Raw genomic sequence first — 17588 nt, forward strand, 5'->3', positions numbered from 1 at the left:
TTATTTTATACCGATTAATTACTTGTAACTAATGATAGTACCGCATCTGCAGCTTGTGCGTTAGCCCCACAACTAATACTTTTATGCAATTCTAGTAAAGTAGTCTGAAGTACTTGAGTGGACCTATCACCTTCAAGCAATTGGGATAATGCTGAAGATAATTTCCCAGGATGACAGTCATGCTGTAAAAATTCTTTAAATAAAGCACGTCCTGCCAACAGATTAGGTAACGATATATATTCAGTTTTAACTAAACGCTCTGCTAGCCAAAATGTAACAGAATTCATGCGATATCCAACAACCATGGGGCATTTGGCTAGCATGCATTCTAAAGCGGCAGTGCCCGATGCCAATAATGCAGCATCACTTGCATACATGGCATCACGAACTTGTCCGTCAAGCATAATAATATTTATATGTGGGGCAACCTTATCTTTAATATGCTCAAACTGTTTGCGACGACTTGAATTAACTAAGGGTACTACTATCTCTAATGCAGGATATTTTTCGAGCAAAATGAGCACTGTTTTTAAAAAATCAGAACTTAGCATTTTTACTTCATAACTACGACTCCCTGGTAGTAAGGCCAAGCATAAGGCATGAGGAGAGATACCTAAGGCTTGGCGAGCAGCTTTCTTATCTGGATCAAAGGGGATATCATCTGCCATAACATGACCAATAAAGCGACATGGAATATTGAATCTGTCATAAAATTCTTTTTCAAAAGGCAAGCAAACAAGCACTAAATCAGTTGCTTTGCCGATATTGAAAATACGTTTCTGTCGCCATGCCCAAACCGAGGGACTAACATAATGAACAGTTCGGATACCAACATGTTTCAAACGACCTTCAAGAGTAATATTAAAATCAGGAGCGTCTATTCCGATAAACACGTCAGGCCTTAACTCTTTAAAGCGCTTAGTCAAATCACGACGTATTTTTAGCAAGCGAGGTAAATGAGTAACGACTTCAACAATACCCATCACCGCCAGTTCTTCCATTTCAAACCAAGATTCGCATCCTTCATTTTTCATCAAAGGACCAGGCACGCCCAAAAATCGTATATTAGGATAACGTATTTTTAAAGCACGGATCAATCCGGCGCCTATAATATCTCCAGAAGTTTCTCCGGCTACCAGACCTATTGTTATTAGAGGTGAGTTATGATCTTCTGAGATCGAATAAGGAGGTATCTTGGATATCCTCATCTTAACGAATGATGCCTCGCTTAGAACGATTAAAGAAATCAATAAACAGCTTAATATCTGCGTGTCTTTTAGCTAATTTAGTAATTTCTAATTTAGCGTCACCTAGAGTCTGACCACTACGATACAAGATGTTATACACATTGCGTACCATATGTAGAGCTTCTTTATCAAAGCCACGGCGTTTCAATCCTTTAGTATTTATTCCAAATGGTATAGCATGATTACCCTGCGCAAGAACATAAGGGGGTATATCTTGCACAACGCCAGAGCAACCTCCTACCATGACGTGTGCACCAATTACACAAAACTGATGTACTGCAGTCATGCCTCCTATGGTAGTAAAATTATCAACCATCACATGACCACCTAGAGTAACATTATTAGCTAAAATACAATGATTACCAATTATACAATCATGTGCAATATGCGCATTGATCATAAGAAGATTATCGCTACCCACTTTTGTCAGGTTAGCACCCTGCGAAGTACCACGATGAATAGTAACATGCTCGCGAATAAGATTGCGATCGCCAATTTCTACACAGGTAGGTTCGCTAGCATATTTAAGATCCTGATTTACTTCGCCAATAGAAGAAAATTGATATATCTTGTTATTGCAGCCAATTTTAGTAATCCCATTGACAACAACGTGTGATTTAAGGATAGTACCTTCGTATATTTTTACTTTTGGTCCCACGTAGCAAAATGGACCTATATAAACACTAGCGTGAATGACTGCGCCATCCTCAACTATAGCACTTGGATGGATAAACGCGGTTGAATCAATCACGTATTAGACCTCCCGGCTACGGGCGCACATCATTGAAGCTTCGCAAACAATTTTCCCATCAACTTTTGCAATACCATTAAAACGAGCAACACCACGGCGCTCTTTTAGAAACTGCACTTCAAGAATCATCTGATCACCGGGCTGAACCGGACGCTTAAATCGAGCGTCATCAATACCAGCAAAATAATACAGCTCGCCTGTCTCTAGTTTACCCGCACTCTTAAATGCTAGGATACCAGTAGCTTGCGCCATAGATTCAAGAATTAAAACTCCGGGAAAAATAGGTTTGCCGGGAAAGTGACCTTGAAAGAATGGTTCGTTAAAAGTTACATTTTTTACTGCGCGTAAAAATTTTCCTTCTCCGAAATCAAGCACGCGATCTACTAAAATGAAAGGGAAACGGTGCGGCAGTAACTCTAAAATCTCGGAAATATTGAGAGTATGAGTGTCAGTAGTCAAAATACTCTTCCTATAGGAAACTAATAATCATCAACAACACGGCTCACCTAACGTCATTAAAAAAGAATAATTCAGGCCGCCGCAAATAGTTTTATACCCATTTTCAACAGAGTCAATACTAGGAATTTGTATTACTGACAAAGGCATAACTTTAGTTGTTAGCCATTATTCACTTTCTTTTCAATCGTTTTTAACCGTTTATTTATTTTATCAATATTCATTAACAGAGCTACCGTTTTACGCCATATTTTATTAGGTAGCAACGGAATACCTGAGGAATAAATACCTGGTTTAGTAATAGGACGCATTACCATACTCATTCCAGTGACTACAGTCTTATCACAAATTTCCATATGACCATTAAGCACGCTCGCACCACCAATCTGGCAATAGCAACCAATCTTTAGACTACCAGCCATAATCACACCGCCAGCAATTGCTGTATTGTTACCAATGACCACGTTATGTGCAATATGACATTGATTGTCAATGATTACGCCATTACCAATAATCGTATCATCTAGAGCTCCTCGATCTATAGTGGTACAGGCCCCTATTTCTACGTAATCTCCAATACGTACTGTACCTAGCTGAGGTATTTTAAGCCACTCACCCTGATCGTTTGCATATCCAAAACCATCAGAACCGATTACTGATCCTGACTGAATCAGACAATGCTTACCTATTTGAATCTTATGATAAATAGTCACGCTCGCCCATAAACGTGTATTATCACCAATTTTAGTAAATTTACCTATAAAGCAGCATGCTCCAATGATGGTGTTATCTCCTAAAACAACGCCTTCTTCAATTACTGTATTGGCACCAATAGAAACATTATTGCCTAACTGAGCTGTTTCATCAATTACTGCACTAGGCGCAATATCTTTTGCCGGATCAGGGGTAGTATTCATAATTTTTGCCATCAATGCGTAAGTTATATAAGGAGTGCTTACCACTAGTGCGGCCGATATAGTACAAAAAGGAAGATCAGGTTCAGTCAAAACTACAGCTCCTGCCTTACAAGTAGCTAATTCTGAACGGTAACGGCTGTTAGATAAAAAAGTTATTTCGTGTGATTTTGCCGAATGCATAGAAGCAACTCCAGTGATCACAATACTACCATCACCGCGGAGTTCTGCATTCAACTGCTGAGCAAGATCAGCTAGTAGAATTGAGGCCATGCCTTATTGAACCTGTTTTAGCACTTGTGCAGTGATATCATTTAAAGCACTAGAATAAGCCACTGCATTTGCATCAATAACTAGATCATATCCTTTATTTTTTGCAACGATACTCACAGCATCCTTAATGCGTATTAATAATTTATTATTTTCTTCTGTCTGACGACGACGATTATCCTCTTCAAAGGCCTGTGCTTTCTGCAAGAAGGCATCACGCTGCGCCATAATTTCTTTTTCCATATTGGCACGATCGTTATCTTGCATGATCGAGCTATCATGTTGCAGTTTTTGCATTTTAGACTGTAGTGCAGTCTCCTGTTTCTGTAAATCTATCGCTCTGCCATTAAATTCTTTCTCTAATTGCTTAGAAAGCATCTCACGTTGCGACAACTGTTGAAAAATGCTAGAAACTTTAACAGTTGCAATTTTATAAGCAGATTCAGCGTTAGCAGAAGCTGCTAACATCATACAAAGACTGGTTGCATATAACCACCTTTTCAATTTTAACTCCTTAAAATTACTCATATATAAACGACACATTTAACGAAGAGACTGAAAACTATAGTTTATCTTTTCATCTGTATTATCAAGTAATAATTTCAGTATAAGGTATGCTGTGATTATCGTAAAACATTCATATACTTTATACAGTCTCTTATTACCAAGTCTTACCAATATTAAATTGAAATTGTTCTTTTTTATCACCATCGTATTGATTAATAGGATAAGCGTAAGAGAAGACTAACGGTCCTAGTGGAGACATCCATTGTAATGCAAGACCAACGGAAGCACGAATTTTGCTTGGATCGCCATAATCTTTATGAGCCGGATAAGCGTCTTTATCCCAATTAGTATCCCACACGGTACCAGCATCTATAAAGATTGAAGTACGCAGGGAGTTAGCATATTTTTCACTAACAAATGGAGTAGGAGTTATCAAGCCTACAGTAGCTATAACCATTGCATTACCACCGATTGCATCGTCATTGCGAGATTTACTTTGATTAATGCTACCATTTGAGTTTAGATAAACTGCTTTTGGACCAATATTATTTGATTGAAAACCACGTATCGAATTAGAACCACCAGCATAATAATTTTCATAAAAAGGCATTTCTTTACCATTTATTCCATCACCATAACTAATTCGATAACGACCCATTATGACCCAGGAATGGTCTTTATCCAATGGTAAATAACTTTGACTGTTGAATATTATTTTATAGTATTCATTATCAGACCCTGGAATTGTTATTTTTCCATTTAGAGAATACTCTGTGCCCTCGCTTGGGAAAAAGCCACGGTTCATATTATTATAAGTCAAGCCCAGAGACCATGTGCATTCATCTGCCTTATAGTTTGCTTGTTCTATATTGTTAAAAATCTGACCAACAGACTTCAGGTAGCGCCACATGGAAACTTGTGGTTGCATATCAAACAAGGAATTATGGATATAGCTAAAACCAGTGCGCACAGAATGATTTTCTGTGATTGGAAATCCTAATGTGCTATCAATACCATAGCTGCTATTCGTGTATTCTGATAGATCCGCATCATCAGCTTTGAAATCGTTATAAAAAATACGCCCTCCCAAGCTAACGCCATCAAGCATAAAGTAAGGATTAATTATAGAGATTTCGGTGTAGGTCTTATAATTATTCTTTGTGCCGCTAATGCCAATATTATTGCCTGTACCCAAGCAATTTTCTTGCTGAACACCCACCTGAAAGCTCATGCCGCTTTCACTACCAAAACCTACACCAAAGTTAAAAGTTCCAGTATTAACTTCCTTTACTGTATATATGACATCTACCTTATCTGAGGCACCTAGAACACTCTTAATATCAACATCAACAGTTTCAAAATAACCAGTACGATTAAGACGCTCCTGGCCCCTATTAACTAATTCACGACTTAGCCAGGTACCTTCCATTTGTCGCATCTCTCTACGCAGCACTATATCTTTAGTAATTTTATTACCGAAAAAATTAATATTGCGTACATAGTAACGTTGACCAGTATCTACGCTTATATACAACTGAATAGTTTTACTATCATCGTTGATGTTAAGTTGTGTATTAATGTGCGGATAAGCATATCCATATTGATCAAGAAATTTCTTGATATCATCCTCAATTTTAGTAATTTTAGTAATGTTGTAACAATCGCCCGTATTTATGTGGATTAAACGGTTGATGTAGTTACTATATCCATGGATATTGCCAATTACTTCAACACCAGATATCTTGTACTGTGCTCCTTCAGTGATATTAATGGTGATGTAAATACCTTTTTTGTCTGGGGTTAAGGTGACTTGCGTCGAATTTATATGAAAACGAGCGTAACCATGATCTAAATAGTATTTTTTCAGAGTTTCAAGATCTCTGGATAGTTTTTCTCTCTGATATTTACGGTCTCCTATGAAGTTCCAAATAGGCACGTCATCTCGTAACTGGAAATGACTAATCAGTTGTGCATTGGTAAATGCATGGTTTCCCAGAATGTTTATTTGCTGAACTTGGGCTGATTTACCTTCGATGAATAACAGCTTGAAATCAACACGGTTATGTGCTAGCGGCGTGATTATAGCTCTAACGGATGCACTGTATTTACCGATGCTGTAGTAGAAATCTTCTAAACTTTTTTCAAGATTGGAAATAATTGCACGATTTAAAAATTGACCCACGCATACACCAGAAGCTTCAAGATTTTTTTTTAGCATATATCCTGTGATATAATGGTTGCCAGAGAAAGTAATTTTTGCAATTGTAGGACATTCTTTTACCTGCACGATCAGATTATTAGAATCACGTAAGACTTTTACATCATCGAAGTAGCCGGTCTTATATAGTAAGCGAATAGTATTGCTTATATCTCTACTGCTTACTATATCTCCAGCACAGAATGGTATATTAAATAAAGCTGCATCGACAGACACACGCTGCAGTCCTTCTAAATGAATCTCTTTTACTACGAATTTATCCGCACCATATAAAGCTGCGCTGGTAAAAAGCAGCGATGCTACGAGCATTTTTTTTATTAACATCGTTATTATATGTACTTCCCTAACCTGAATGTCGCGCTTAAAAACGCGATAAATCATTGAAAAATGCAATCCCCATTAACACCAACATGAGCATAGAACAGATGCGATCACTGACGCTTTGCACTCGTTTAGAAACTGGCTTGCCTTGTATACTCTCGATAGCTAAGAAGAGTAGGCGACCACCGTCAAGAACTGGGAGAGGAAATAGGTTAATAATTCCTAAATTAATGCTAATTAATGATAAAAACATTAAGTAATATGCTAATCCATACTCTGCAGATATCTTAGCGCTCTGCGCAATAGAAATTGGCCCGCCCAAGTTACTTATTTTTATATCACCAGTAATAAGTTTTAATGTCATAGAAGCCGTGATCTTCATTAACTGCCAAGTTTTTTTTATGGCCTTATTAATTGCCACAAAAGGTCTATATCGTATAATAGATTCATATTCTTTAGGTAATGAAGTGACCGTAGGAGCAAAACCTGCAAATCCTTCTATTTTATTTTTACCAAGCGATTTACTCTTTGGTATTAACTGTAATACTTCAATCCTACCGTTGCGTTCTACTTCTATAGAGATTTTTTTGTTAGGATTTTTCTTAATTTGATTCACAAGCGTACCCCATTTCTGGAATAGGCTGCCATCAATTTTAATGATTCTATCACCGACCTGTAAACCAGCTTGTTGGGCGGCAGAATCTTGTTGTACCTCTGTTAAAACTGGATCAATATTTGGCCCAGTTGGAATGATACCAAGCGAAACTACTGGATCCTCTGTGTCGGGCTCATACCGCCAGTTAGTTAGATCTATAATTTTCTTAGTGATATTATGGCTGCCAAAGGGAACAAATGAAATAGTAGTAATTTTTGTACCGATCTGACTTATTAACGCCAAACGGACTTCATCCCAATTAGAAGTCATAACATCTGCTACATACTTAATTTCAGATCCTGATGTAATACCCCCCTGCGCAGCAACAGATTTAGGAATAACTTCACTAATAATCGGGCGAACACTTACAATTCCAATGATAAAAACTAGCCAATAGGCTAGCATCGCAAACAAGAAATTAGCAACTGGACCCGCACTTACTATCGCTACTCGCTGCAATAATGGTTTATTATTAAAGTACTGATGATGGTATTCAGAACTTAGGCAATCACGTTCACCTAACATTTTGATGTATCCGCCAAGCGGTATAAGAGCAATAATATATTCTGTTTTAAATTTATCGACCCTTTTCCATAAGCATTTACCAAAGCCAATAGAAAAACGTTCTACTTTAACACAACATAGACGAGCTACCCAAAGATGACCGAATTCATGAACTGCAGTCAATAGCCCAATCGATATTATAAAAGCAAGCAAGCTCCAAAGTATATTAGTCATCGGTAGCCTCCTATTCTAAGATTAATTAATCAAATATTAATAGCATAAAAAATGCAAAGACTGGTACCGCAGCAGTCAAGCTATCAATACGATCTAGAATACCACCATGACCCGGAATCAAAAAACTACTATCTTTAATACCAGCTTCACGCTTGAACATACTTTCAGTTAGATCACCTAACATAGAAGACATAGCTACTATAATAGAATAAAAAATTAAATGCGCAGGTATAAATCTTGGCGGTGCATAAAAACTAAATACCCAAGATATTATAGTCGAAGTAGTTAGGCTACCTATAAATCCTTCCCAAGTTTTTCCCGGAGAAATTTTTGGTGATATCTTATTTTTGCCAAATAGATTCCCGAACATATAAGCACTAGAATCTATGCACCAGACTAATACCATAATATATAGCAAACACCATATTCCTTGATCACTATTGATCTTATAACCGTATTGACGCAATGCAATAGTACTACCAAAAAATGGAACTATAGTCGCAGCACCAAATATAATTTTTAATATACGAGAGTGTTTCCACCAGACTGCAGATTTTGGATAAAATAACACTAACAATAGCGCAAACATCCACCAGATAATAGCTGCCCATAGTGATCCGCCTATGACATGCACACTAAAGTTAAATACATAAAAACTAAATAGCATTGCCACCAATACAAGACCAAAGAATAATGCACACCAGATGCGCTGTGAGTTTATTGCAAATCCTGCTAGTTTCCCCCATTCCCAAGCTGCTAGCATGCATATAATTAATGTCATAACAGCAAAACCAAGAGGAGGCAACATAAATAGCGATATAATCATACTAGGTACTAAAATCACAGTAGTGATAATACGAGACTTCAGCAAGATCTTTCTCCATTGGAGTATTAAATATGAATTAATATGTTTGTATAGCACCCCCAAAGCGTCGCTCGCGTTTTGCGAATGCATCTAGCGCACATTCAAAGGTAAGTTCATTAAAATCAGGCCACAGAACGTCAGTAAAATAAAATTCGGAATATGCAATTTGCCAAAGTAAAAAATTGCTAACTCTATGTTCTCCTCCGGTTCTAATTACAAGATCAACAGGAACAAGATCATAGAGGCAAACTTGCTGGCTTAACAAATCTTCAGTGATCTCTTCAGGCTGGAGCAAGTTAGTTTTAACCTGCGCAGCTAATATTTTTACTCCCTGCATAATATCCCAGCGCCCACCATAATTAGCAGCAATATTTAACTTCAGTCCATCATTATTTTTGGTTAATTCCTCAGAACGACTAATATGTTCCTGCAAGGACAAGCTAAAACGTCCAATATCTCCGATAACTTTTAAACGCACATTATGCTTATGCAATCTTTTTATTTCGCAATCTAAAGCACGAACAAACAAATCCATCAGTGCACTCACTTCCTGCTCTGGTCGATTCCAGTTTTCGCTGCTAAAAGCATACAAAGTTAACACCTGAATACCATGGGTTACAGCAAAACGAATAGAACGACGGACTGATTTAACACCAAATTTATGGCCAAATACACTCATTTTACCCTGACGCCTAGCCCAACGTCCATTACCGTCCATAATTATAGCGACGTGTTGTGGAACAGAGAATATCTCGTTAGTCATTGCTGATTGAGTAGAAGACATATGTATAATCAATTCCTCAACGCTTGGTATTAAAAGACTCATCTACAAACTCAACCTAGACCATACGAAATAAATTACATAATCTTAAGGAAATATTGAATAATAAAATTTATAAATAATAAGCATGTAACAGTCACTGTTACGCAAAATTACAAAGATAGATAAATAGATAAAATATTTAACATAGACAACATTGCAGAGGTAGTATAAACATATAGCAATTTATCTAAGTTAACCTGAAAAGGTTACAACCTATTCAAGCAGTAATTTCATTTTCTATATAGCAATAGTTAAGATTTACATATAAAATTTTATACATAATCGACAAGCAATCTCTCTAGCTTTCCTGTCAATTTCAAAAACTTCTCTCAGGTTTTTAGGTTCACTAAAGGAGGAAGCTAGTAAGACATCCTCGTTTAAAGCTGCAATATCAGTAAAGCAAATTTTGCTACTTAGGAAAGCATTAACAGAAATTTCGTTAGCTGCGTTTAGCACTGTAGTTGCGGCCTGCCCAGCACGATAAGCATCAATAGCCAATCGTAAACAAGGATAGCGCTTCATATCTGGTTCCTCGAATGTCAAGGCACTCATCGCGCAAAAGTCGAGGGGTTTGATATCAGTTTTTATACTGTCTGGATAAGCCATAGCATATGCAATTGGCAAACGCATATCAGGAGAAGCGAGTTGCGCTATTACACTACCATCAGAGTAGCACACCATAGCGTGCATTAAAGATTGAGGATGAATGACTACCTGAATCTCTGAATCATCAGCATTAAATAACCAACGGGCTTCAATGTACTCTAGCCCCTTATTCATCATAGTTGCGGAATCGACGGATATTTTTGGTCCCATAGACCAATTGGGGTGCTTGCAGGCTTTTTCTGCTGTGACTTTTTTAAGATCCTCTATCGGCAAGTGACGGAATGGACCTCCAGAAGCGGTAAGTATTATGCGTGAAACGCCATTGGCACTAAGAGCAGCAAAGCCAAGATTATGCTGAATAGACTCAGGCAGTATTCGGAAAATAGCATTATGCTCACTATCGATAGGCAATAGCTGAGCCTTGCTCTGATGCAACGCATCCATAAACAAACGACCACAGCTCACTAAAGCTTCTTTATTAGCTAAAAGTACCTGTTTATTAGTTTTTATAGCTGCCATCGTGGGCATGAGTCCAGCAACACCAACGATGGCAGATATAACCTGATCCACATTATCTAGAGCAGCAAATATACAAGCATCCTGAGCCCCAGAGGTTACTTCAATGTCAAAAAGACCTGCATTATTTAAAAGCAAACGAAGATCATGTCCTGCTTTTTCGTCAGCCATAGAAGCATAGCGTGGCATAAACTCCATACACTGCTGAAACATGGCGTCAATATTTTTGTTTGCTACCAAAGCTACTACTTTGAAATCATGAGGATTTGCTCGTATCACAGCTAGAGCGCTAAGACCAATTGAACCGGTAGAACCAAGAATAGTTAGTTGCTTCATTCGAACCTTCTGAGTAATAATTTAACGCAGTAGATAATTCAGTCTGAAAAGAAGACTGAGATTATGCTGACATCATTAATTAGTTTTTAGAAAATAATGAAGTTTAGTAGCCACAAAGATACATCAAAGATCTGCTTAGTATAGGTCTTAACAAAAGAATGTGATATTAAAACTGCATCAATTCTTTTTCTTTATCATCTAGGGTTGCATCAATATTTTTACTCATAACATCAGTGATTCTTTGTACTTCGTCCTGAAATTTTCGCTCTTCGTCTTCATTAATTTTATTATTTTTAAATAAAGATTTAATTTGATAGTTCGCATTACGACGTACATTACGAACAGACACCCTAGCATGCTCTGCTTCAGAACGAATAATTTTGATAAGATCTTTACGGCGCTCTCCAGTCAATGGAGGAAATGGGATACGAATTATTCTATCAATTGATACTGGATGAAGCCCTAAGTCAGATAGCATGATTGCTTTCTCTACCGCAGTAGATAAGGAGCGATCGAACAAAGTAATTGCTAAAGTTCTAGAATCCTCAGCAATAATATTAGCAACTTGATTTAAAGGAGTAGAGGAGCCATAATATTCTACTGATATATTATCTAGCAAGTTCGGATGTGCGAAACCGGTGCGGATTTTATTAATATTTAATTTGAATGCTTTGATGCATTTATTCATGCGCGTTTCAATATCTTTTTTAATTTCTTTAATCACGTTGCAAACCTTTAAACTGTTAATTTAACTAACTATTTCTTAGATGAAATATTGATGCGTTTTAAATCTAGTATAAATTTTAAAACATCTTATTAGATATTGATCATAGTTAGATGACCAATCCACACAACTTATTTTTTAATTACTTTATTATTGATCATTACCAGGAACTTTATATTATTAACATGTATATGCATTATTGCAGACTAGGGTACCTTCTTTTTCACCCATTCCAGCCCGAAGCAAAGCACCAGGATTATTCACATTAAATACACGAATAGGTAGGTTATGGTCTCGAGCCAGACCGAAAGCTGCTGAATCCATTATTTTTAATTCTTTTTCTAAAACATATTGGTAGGTTATCCTATCAAATAGCCTTGCGCCTGAATTAATTACCGGATCTGCTGAATATATACCATCAACTTTAGTAGCTTTTAAGACTATTTCGGCTTCTATTTCTATACCACGAAGGCAAGCTGCAGAGTCTGTTGTGAAGAATGGATTACCTGTACCGCCAGCGAAAATTACTACCCGGCTGTCGCACAGCATACTTATAGCTTCTGCCCAGCTATAATTTTCACAGATACTATTTAGCGGTATAGCAGACATGAGATGCGCCTTGACGAAGGCACGATGTAAGGAATCACGCATTGCTAAACCGTTCATTACGGTTGCTAACATCCCTATATGATCGCTAACCACACGATTTATACCAGTACCAGCTAAACTGGCGCCACGGCATAGGTTACCACCCCCGATTACAACACCTACTTGAACTCCTAGTTTAACCAAATCTTTTAATTCTTGAGCTATACGATCTACTATGTTCGCGTCAATACCAAAACTCTCCGCACCTTGCAAAGACTCACCGCTAAGCTTAAGCATTATTCGTTGATATAATGGTTTGGAGTTCATTATCATGGCATTTTATCCTCAGAAATAGTCAACAAATATTTCGAATAATTTTAAAATAAAATATTGTAACAGAAGATCTTATGTGTTCTAATAATTAAAAAAGTAATCACAGTATTAACTGTTTCTTTAATTTTTTGATTTTATTAAACTTTAAGTAAAATAATCGGACGCTAAAAAATTTTTTCTTTTAAGGATATTGATTGTCTTGATTCTGTTTTACTGCTCCAGAAAATTCAACGATCTCTTTTCCAATGCCTTCACCCAATTCAAAACGTATAAAATTAGAAACAACAGCATTATTTTCTTGAAGAATCTGCCCAACAGTTTTGCTCACGTCCATAACGAAATTCTGGCCAGTTAGAGAGATTGAACTAGTAAATTTTTGCATGCGACCTTTAACAATTTTTTCTGCAATTTCTTTCTTCTTACCAGAATTAATAGCAATATCTAGTTGAAGTTGATACTCTTTTTCTATTATTTCAGAAGGTGCGTCTTGTGGTTTAATGAATTCTGGATTGCTCGCAGCTACGTGCATTGCCAGTTGTTTCGCTAATTTTTTGTTAGAACCTTTAAGAGAAACCAGAACACCTATGCGATTACCGTGCAAGTAGCCAGCAAGCACTTCTCCTTCGAGAAAAGATACACGACGAATATTTATGTTCTCAGCAACTCTCACAATCAGGGCTATGCGCTCTTCTTCGAACTGTTTTTTGAGTAGTTCAACATTATTGACTTTGTCTGAAAAAGCAGTATCCAGTACTTTTTCAGCGAACCTTTCAAAATCACTATCTTTAGCAACGAAGTCAGTCTGACAGTTAATTTCTAAAATCACACCGCAGTTGCCTACTATCTTAATTTTAATTATTCCTTCAGTAGCTATTAAGCTTGCTTTTTTGGCTGCTTTTATAGCGCCAGATTTGCGCATCTCTTCTATCGCTCGGTCTATATCTCCTTCAGCTTTACTTAACGCTTTTTTACAATCCATAATACCAGCAGCAGTGCGTTTACGCAGTTCTTTTACTAGAATAGTGGTGATTTTAGGCATTTTTTCCTCGATGCACTTACGTGAATAACTAAACTGAAAGAAACTAGAAGGGGTTATCTTGATATTTTCTTAAAATTAATATAATTAAATTATTAATTTAAAATTAAATGGGCTAAATTTATTTCAGAAAATTTATAAATTTAAAAAGAAAACTATAGCTTATCAAGTTAAGCGCCCTATTCAATAATTTATTCTATCTCTTAGTTGTTGAATATTAAAAAATCTTATAAGATTTTTTCGTAAAATAATATTATATTATCTTAGATGGGTTATCATTAGACAGGATTTAATCCTATGATAATAGAGTTTCAAGAATAATTTATTATTTTCATGTGACTATATAGTAATCCTTAAATGCTTATTTTATTAAAAGTAGTGAGTAGCGATATTTTTCAAAAAACTAACAGTTAGTGACTGTGTAGTTTATATACAACTTTGTATACAAAAATATTATTCTAAATAATAAATTCTTTTATTTAGAATAAAAGTATTAATAGAATTACATTACAAATTTAAATTATTTTTACCTGTAAAGGTATATATTTTACCATATAAATAATCAGAATAATCATGACTTGTATTACTTAAACATAAGATATTTTGTTATTTTGATTTAATCAACATATTACTGCACCTATCTAATAATCATACAATAGGATTTTCGCATAGACTTTTATCGTCCGGATCGAACTACATATCATCAAAAGAGGCTAAAAAGTATTAACACAGATATTTTTTGTTTTAAGTGATAACGATATTAAGAACGCTGCATTAGTTGTAATTAATAATGTAGGCAAGCAATAATTTTATGTTTTGTTAGCTTATTTAGAATGTATTATTAATTTTAATATTACTCTACTTGATAAAGGTATATTATAGATAAAAAGCATTAAATGTAGGTCATAAATATAAATAATACTGAGAATAAAATGCAATATTATTAATATGGATCTTAAGTCAATACTGAGATGATAATGACACAAAAAGATAGAGCATAGTATTTTATAAAATAAATTTTATTTAAAGTTTGATATTATAAGATCATTCCCAAAACTTAATGCAAGTGCTTTATCTTCCTGTGAATCATAAGTACTCCTAAAAATCAGGATACATAAAATTGTGCAGACTAATAGGAGGGTAGCTTTTAATAAGCTATAAGCTATTTTTCAAAGTTATAAAAGAGCAGTTATGTTACGCAACATAAAGAATAGCTATTCCTACAAGAATAGCAGAAATACCTTTTAATAGAAAAAGTTAGAGGATTATATTATTTCATTCTTTTTATTTTGATCTCTTCACAAGGTCAATAATTTTTGAGAAGAAGTCTTACAAAATAGTTGTTTGAGGATCACAATCCTCAAACAACTTGTGGTGATCCTAAAAGGGTTTCTTCAACTTTTGTATTGAGTAGCTGAGAACGACCCTCGAGCACAGTTGTAGCCACAGCAGTCAGGTAAAGACGAACTGCACGGGTTGCGTCATCATTACCCGGAATTACAAAATCAATACCATCAGGATCGGAATTTGTATCAACTATAGAGAATACTGGAATACCTAAGTTATTGGCTTCTTTAATTGCTATGTGTTCATGATCTGCATCAATTACGAACAGAGCATCTGGCAAGCCACCCATGTCTTTAATTCCACCTAGACTATTTTCTAGCTTTCCTAGCTCACGAGTACGCATTAAGGCTTCTTTTTTAGTTAGCTTTTCAAAGGTCCCATCTTTAGACTGAGTTTCCAGATCTTTGAGTCGTTTAATACTTTGACGTACGGTTTTCCAGTTAGTCAACATACCGCCTAACCAACGATGATTTACGAAAAATTGATCGCAATTGTTAGCGGCTTCTTTTATGGCTTGGCTTGCAGCACGTTTAGTACCAACAAATAAAATTTTGCCTTTACAAGTAGAAATTTTCCTTAATTGAGATAAAGCTTCATTAAACATTGGAACAGTTTTTTCAAGATTAATAATATGCACTTTGTTACGCACTCCTAAGCCAAAAAATATAAAAGGCTTCATTTTAGGATTCCAGTAACGGGTCTGATGACCAAAGTGTACACCAGCTTTAATCATTTCACGCATAGAGACAGTTGCCATAATTAAACCTCTAAATAAGTTTGGGGCTAAAGCTAAAAACATCTTATGGATATAATCTTAGAGACATTCACTTCTGCGACTCTAATAATGCGATAAAATCTGCAACCTACATACAAATATTAGGATTGCGATTATATTTATTTGCAAATAATAAATATAACACCATTTATATTAAAGGTATATCCGTCTTATAAATAAGTATAAAAAGTGCAGGATTATTTGTAACATACAATATCCATATACTCTACCTTTTTGTTGTAATTTGAGACCTAGTTATTTTTAGGATTTAGCGGTAGCAATAAAATTATTATGATTTTCAATCATTGACTATAACAGTCTATTTGATAATACGAGCGGACATATATTTTATGGCAATATCAATAAAAAAACCAGAACAAATAGAAAAAATGCGAATCGCTGGGCAAATGGCTGCGGAAATTCTAGAAATAATTAAACCATATGTTGTTCTTGGCGCCACCACTGGAGAATTAGATCGTATATGTGCTGATTATATCACCAAAAAACAGCAGGCTGTATCCGCTTGCCTAGGATATCATGGCTATCCAAAATCCGTTTGTATATCTGTCAACGAAGTGGTATGCCATGGTATTCCTAGTGATAAAAAAATCTTAAAAAATGGGGATATAGTTAACATAGATGTTGCCGTGATTAAAGACGGATGGCATGGCGATACCTCAAAGATGTTTATTGTGGGTAAACCAACAATCCTAGGAGAAAGATTATGCCGGGTCACACTACAAAGTCTCTACATAGCTATAAAAATGGTTAAACCTAATATACGTTTGCGCACTATAGGTACGCAAATACAGAATTTTATTGAAGCAAATGGTTTTTCGGTTGTACGTGAATATTGTGGACACGGAATAGGAGAAATTTTTCATGAAGATCCTAAGGTTATGCATTACAATACTAATGATAGCGGGGTCGTACTGCAAAAAGGAATGACTTTTACAATTGAGCCTATGGTAAATGCTGGCCATTACAGCATTCGTACTATGAAAGATGGATGGACTGTAAAAACTAAAGATCGTAGCTTATCGGCGCAGTACGAGCATACCATTGTAGTAACAGATAATGGTTGCGAGATCTTAACCTTGCGTGATGAAGAAACAGACATTCCACGGATCATTATTCAGGATAACATATGAATATAATTTACTGACTGTGCATTGCCAAGTATAGAGATAGTCATAAAATATGTATTTCTTAACTAGTGTCTCTATTTTGAGTGTACTTAATCATACTCAAACCATGTTAATATAGTAAATCTATCTTAGCTCAAAATATTCATCAACTAGCTCTACTAATATACTAGATGATTATAGATAATTTTAGTTTAATTAATTAATACTGATAAATCGAGATATTAAATGCAGGAAAATTTTAAAGTATTATCTAATTAGAAACGATGCAGTATCTTGAAAACTATTAAGAGCTGACAAAACGCATTGAATAACCCACTCACTTCTTTAGACAAGACTGTAAAGTCCTAAATAAATATCACGCAACAGTACTAATCAGCTAAAATGCTCGTATATGAAAGATTTAATTCTTATTAT

At 35.6% G+C, this 17588-nt stretch carries 15 protein-coding genes; 1 reads left to right on the top strand and 14 read right to left on the bottom strand.

What is annotated here, in order from left to right; translation table 11 throughout:
* Nucleotides 1-14 precede the first annotated feature (14 nt).
* The 14 genes from lpxB to rpsB all read right to left on the bottom strand — a co-directional run bounded on the left by lpxB (nucleotide 15) and on the right by rpsB (nucleotide 16008).
* A complete protein-coding gene (gene lpxB / locus KTT71_RS01825; protein WP_216782172.1) occupies nucleotides 15-1208 on the bottom strand; it encodes a lipid-A-disaccharide synthase in 1194 nt (397 codons plus the stop codon).
* Between the two features lies 1 nt (nucleotide 1209).
* Nucleotides 1210-1998 carry an acyl-ACP--UDP-N-acetylglucosamine O-acyltransferase gene (gene lpxA, locus KTT71_RS01830; protein ID WP_216782173.1) on the bottom strand — a complete coding sequence of 263 codons (789 nt, stop codon included), beginning with the start codon at nucleotides 1996-1998 and terminating at the stop codon, nucleotides 1210-1212.
* Between the two features lie 3 nt (nucleotides 1999-2001).
* On the bottom strand, nucleotides 2002-2457 hold the full coding sequence (gene fabZ, locus KTT71_RS01835; RefSeq protein WP_216782174.1) for a 3-hydroxyacyl-ACP dehydratase FabZ: 456 nt from the start codon (nucleotides 2455-2457) through the stop codon (nucleotides 2002-2004).
* Between the two features lie 158 nt (nucleotides 2458-2615).
* Nucleotides 2616-3641 (bottom strand): UDP-3-O-(3-hydroxymyristoyl)glucosamine N-acyltransferase, encoded by a 1026-nt coding sequence (lpxD, locus tag KTT71_RS01840; protein WP_216782175.1) that lies wholly within the window; start codon nucleotides 3639-3641, stop codon nucleotides 2616-2618.
* A gap of 3 nt (nucleotides 3642-3644) precedes the next feature.
* The gene (locus tag KTT71_RS01845) at nucleotides 3645-4142 is read right to left on the bottom strand and encodes an OmpH family outer membrane protein (RefSeq protein ID WP_216782176.1); all 498 of its coding nucleotides are present in this window, start codon (nucleotides 4140-4142) and stop codon (nucleotides 3645-3647) included.
* 157 nt (nucleotides 4143-4299) lie between these two features.
* Nucleotides 4300-6687, bottom strand: a complete 2388-nt coding sequence (bamA, locus tag KTT71_RS01850) for an outer membrane protein assembly factor BamA (protein WP_216782747.1) — start codon at nucleotides 6685-6687, stop codon at nucleotides 4300-4302.
* A 37-nt stretch (nucleotides 6688-6724) separates the two neighbouring features.
* On the bottom strand, nucleotides 6725-8077 hold the full coding sequence (gene rseP / locus KTT71_RS01855) for a sigma E protease regulator RseP (protein WP_216782177.1): 1353 nt from the start codon (nucleotides 8075-8077) through the stop codon (nucleotides 6725-6727).
* 25 nt (nucleotides 8078-8102) lie between these two features.
* Nucleotides 8103-8948 (bottom strand): phosphatidate cytidylyltransferase, encoded by an 846-nt coding sequence (gene cdsA, locus KTT71_RS01860; protein ID WP_216782748.1) that lies wholly within the window; start codon nucleotides 8946-8948, stop codon nucleotides 8103-8105.
* Nucleotides 8949-8979: 31 nt separating this feature from the next.
* The gene (gene ispU / locus KTT71_RS01865) at nucleotides 8980-9726 is read right to left on the bottom strand and encodes a (2E,6E)-farnesyl-diphosphate-specific ditrans,polycis-undecaprenyl-diphosphate synthase (RefSeq protein ID WP_216782749.1); all 747 of its coding nucleotides are present in this window, start codon (nucleotides 9724-9726) and stop codon (nucleotides 8980-8982) included.
* Between the two features lie 297 nt (nucleotides 9727-10023).
* Complete coding sequence (gene ispC / locus KTT71_RS01870) at nucleotides 10024-11223, bottom strand: 1-deoxy-D-xylulose-5-phosphate reductoisomerase (protein WP_216782178.1); 1200 nt, start codon at nucleotides 11221-11223, stop codon at nucleotides 10024-10026.
* 166 nt (nucleotides 11224-11389) lie between these two features.
* Entirely contained in the window at nucleotides 11390-11947 is a 558-nt protein-coding gene (gene frr, locus KTT71_RS01875; protein ID WP_216782179.1) for a ribosome recycling factor, read from the bottom strand.
* A 180-nt stretch (nucleotides 11948-12127) separates the two neighbouring features.
* Nucleotides 12128-12868, bottom strand: coding sequence for a UMP kinase (gene pyrH / locus KTT71_RS01880; protein WP_216782180.1), 741 nt, complete (start codon nucleotides 12866-12868; stop codon nucleotides 12128-12130).
* 181 nt (nucleotides 12869-13049) lie between these two features.
* Nucleotides 13050-13907, bottom strand: a complete 858-nt coding sequence (gene tsf, locus KTT71_RS01885; RefSeq protein WP_216782181.1) for a translation elongation factor Ts — start codon at nucleotides 13905-13907, stop codon at nucleotides 13050-13052.
* A gap of 1357 nt (nucleotides 13908-15264) precedes the next feature.
* The gene (gene rpsB / locus KTT71_RS01890) at nucleotides 15265-16008 is read right to left on the bottom strand and encodes a 30S ribosomal protein S2 (protein WP_216782182.1); all 744 of its coding nucleotides are present in this window, start codon (nucleotides 16006-16008) and stop codon (nucleotides 15265-15267) included.
* Between the two features lie 368 nt (nucleotides 16009-16376).
* Here rpsB and map point away from each other — a divergent pair, with 368 nt between their 5' ends.
* On the top strand, nucleotides 16377-17177 hold the full coding sequence (map, locus tag KTT71_RS01895) for a type I methionyl aminopeptidase (RefSeq protein WP_216782183.1): 801 nt from the start codon (nucleotides 16377-16379) through the stop codon (nucleotides 17175-17177).
* The last annotated feature ends 411 nt before the right edge of the window (nucleotides 17178-17588 follow it).

The organism is Candidatus Profftia tarda (assembly GCF_904848675.1).
GTDB classification, from domain to species: Bacteria; Pseudomonadota; Gammaproteobacteria; order Enterobacterales; family Enterobacteriaceae; genus Profftia; species Profftia tarda.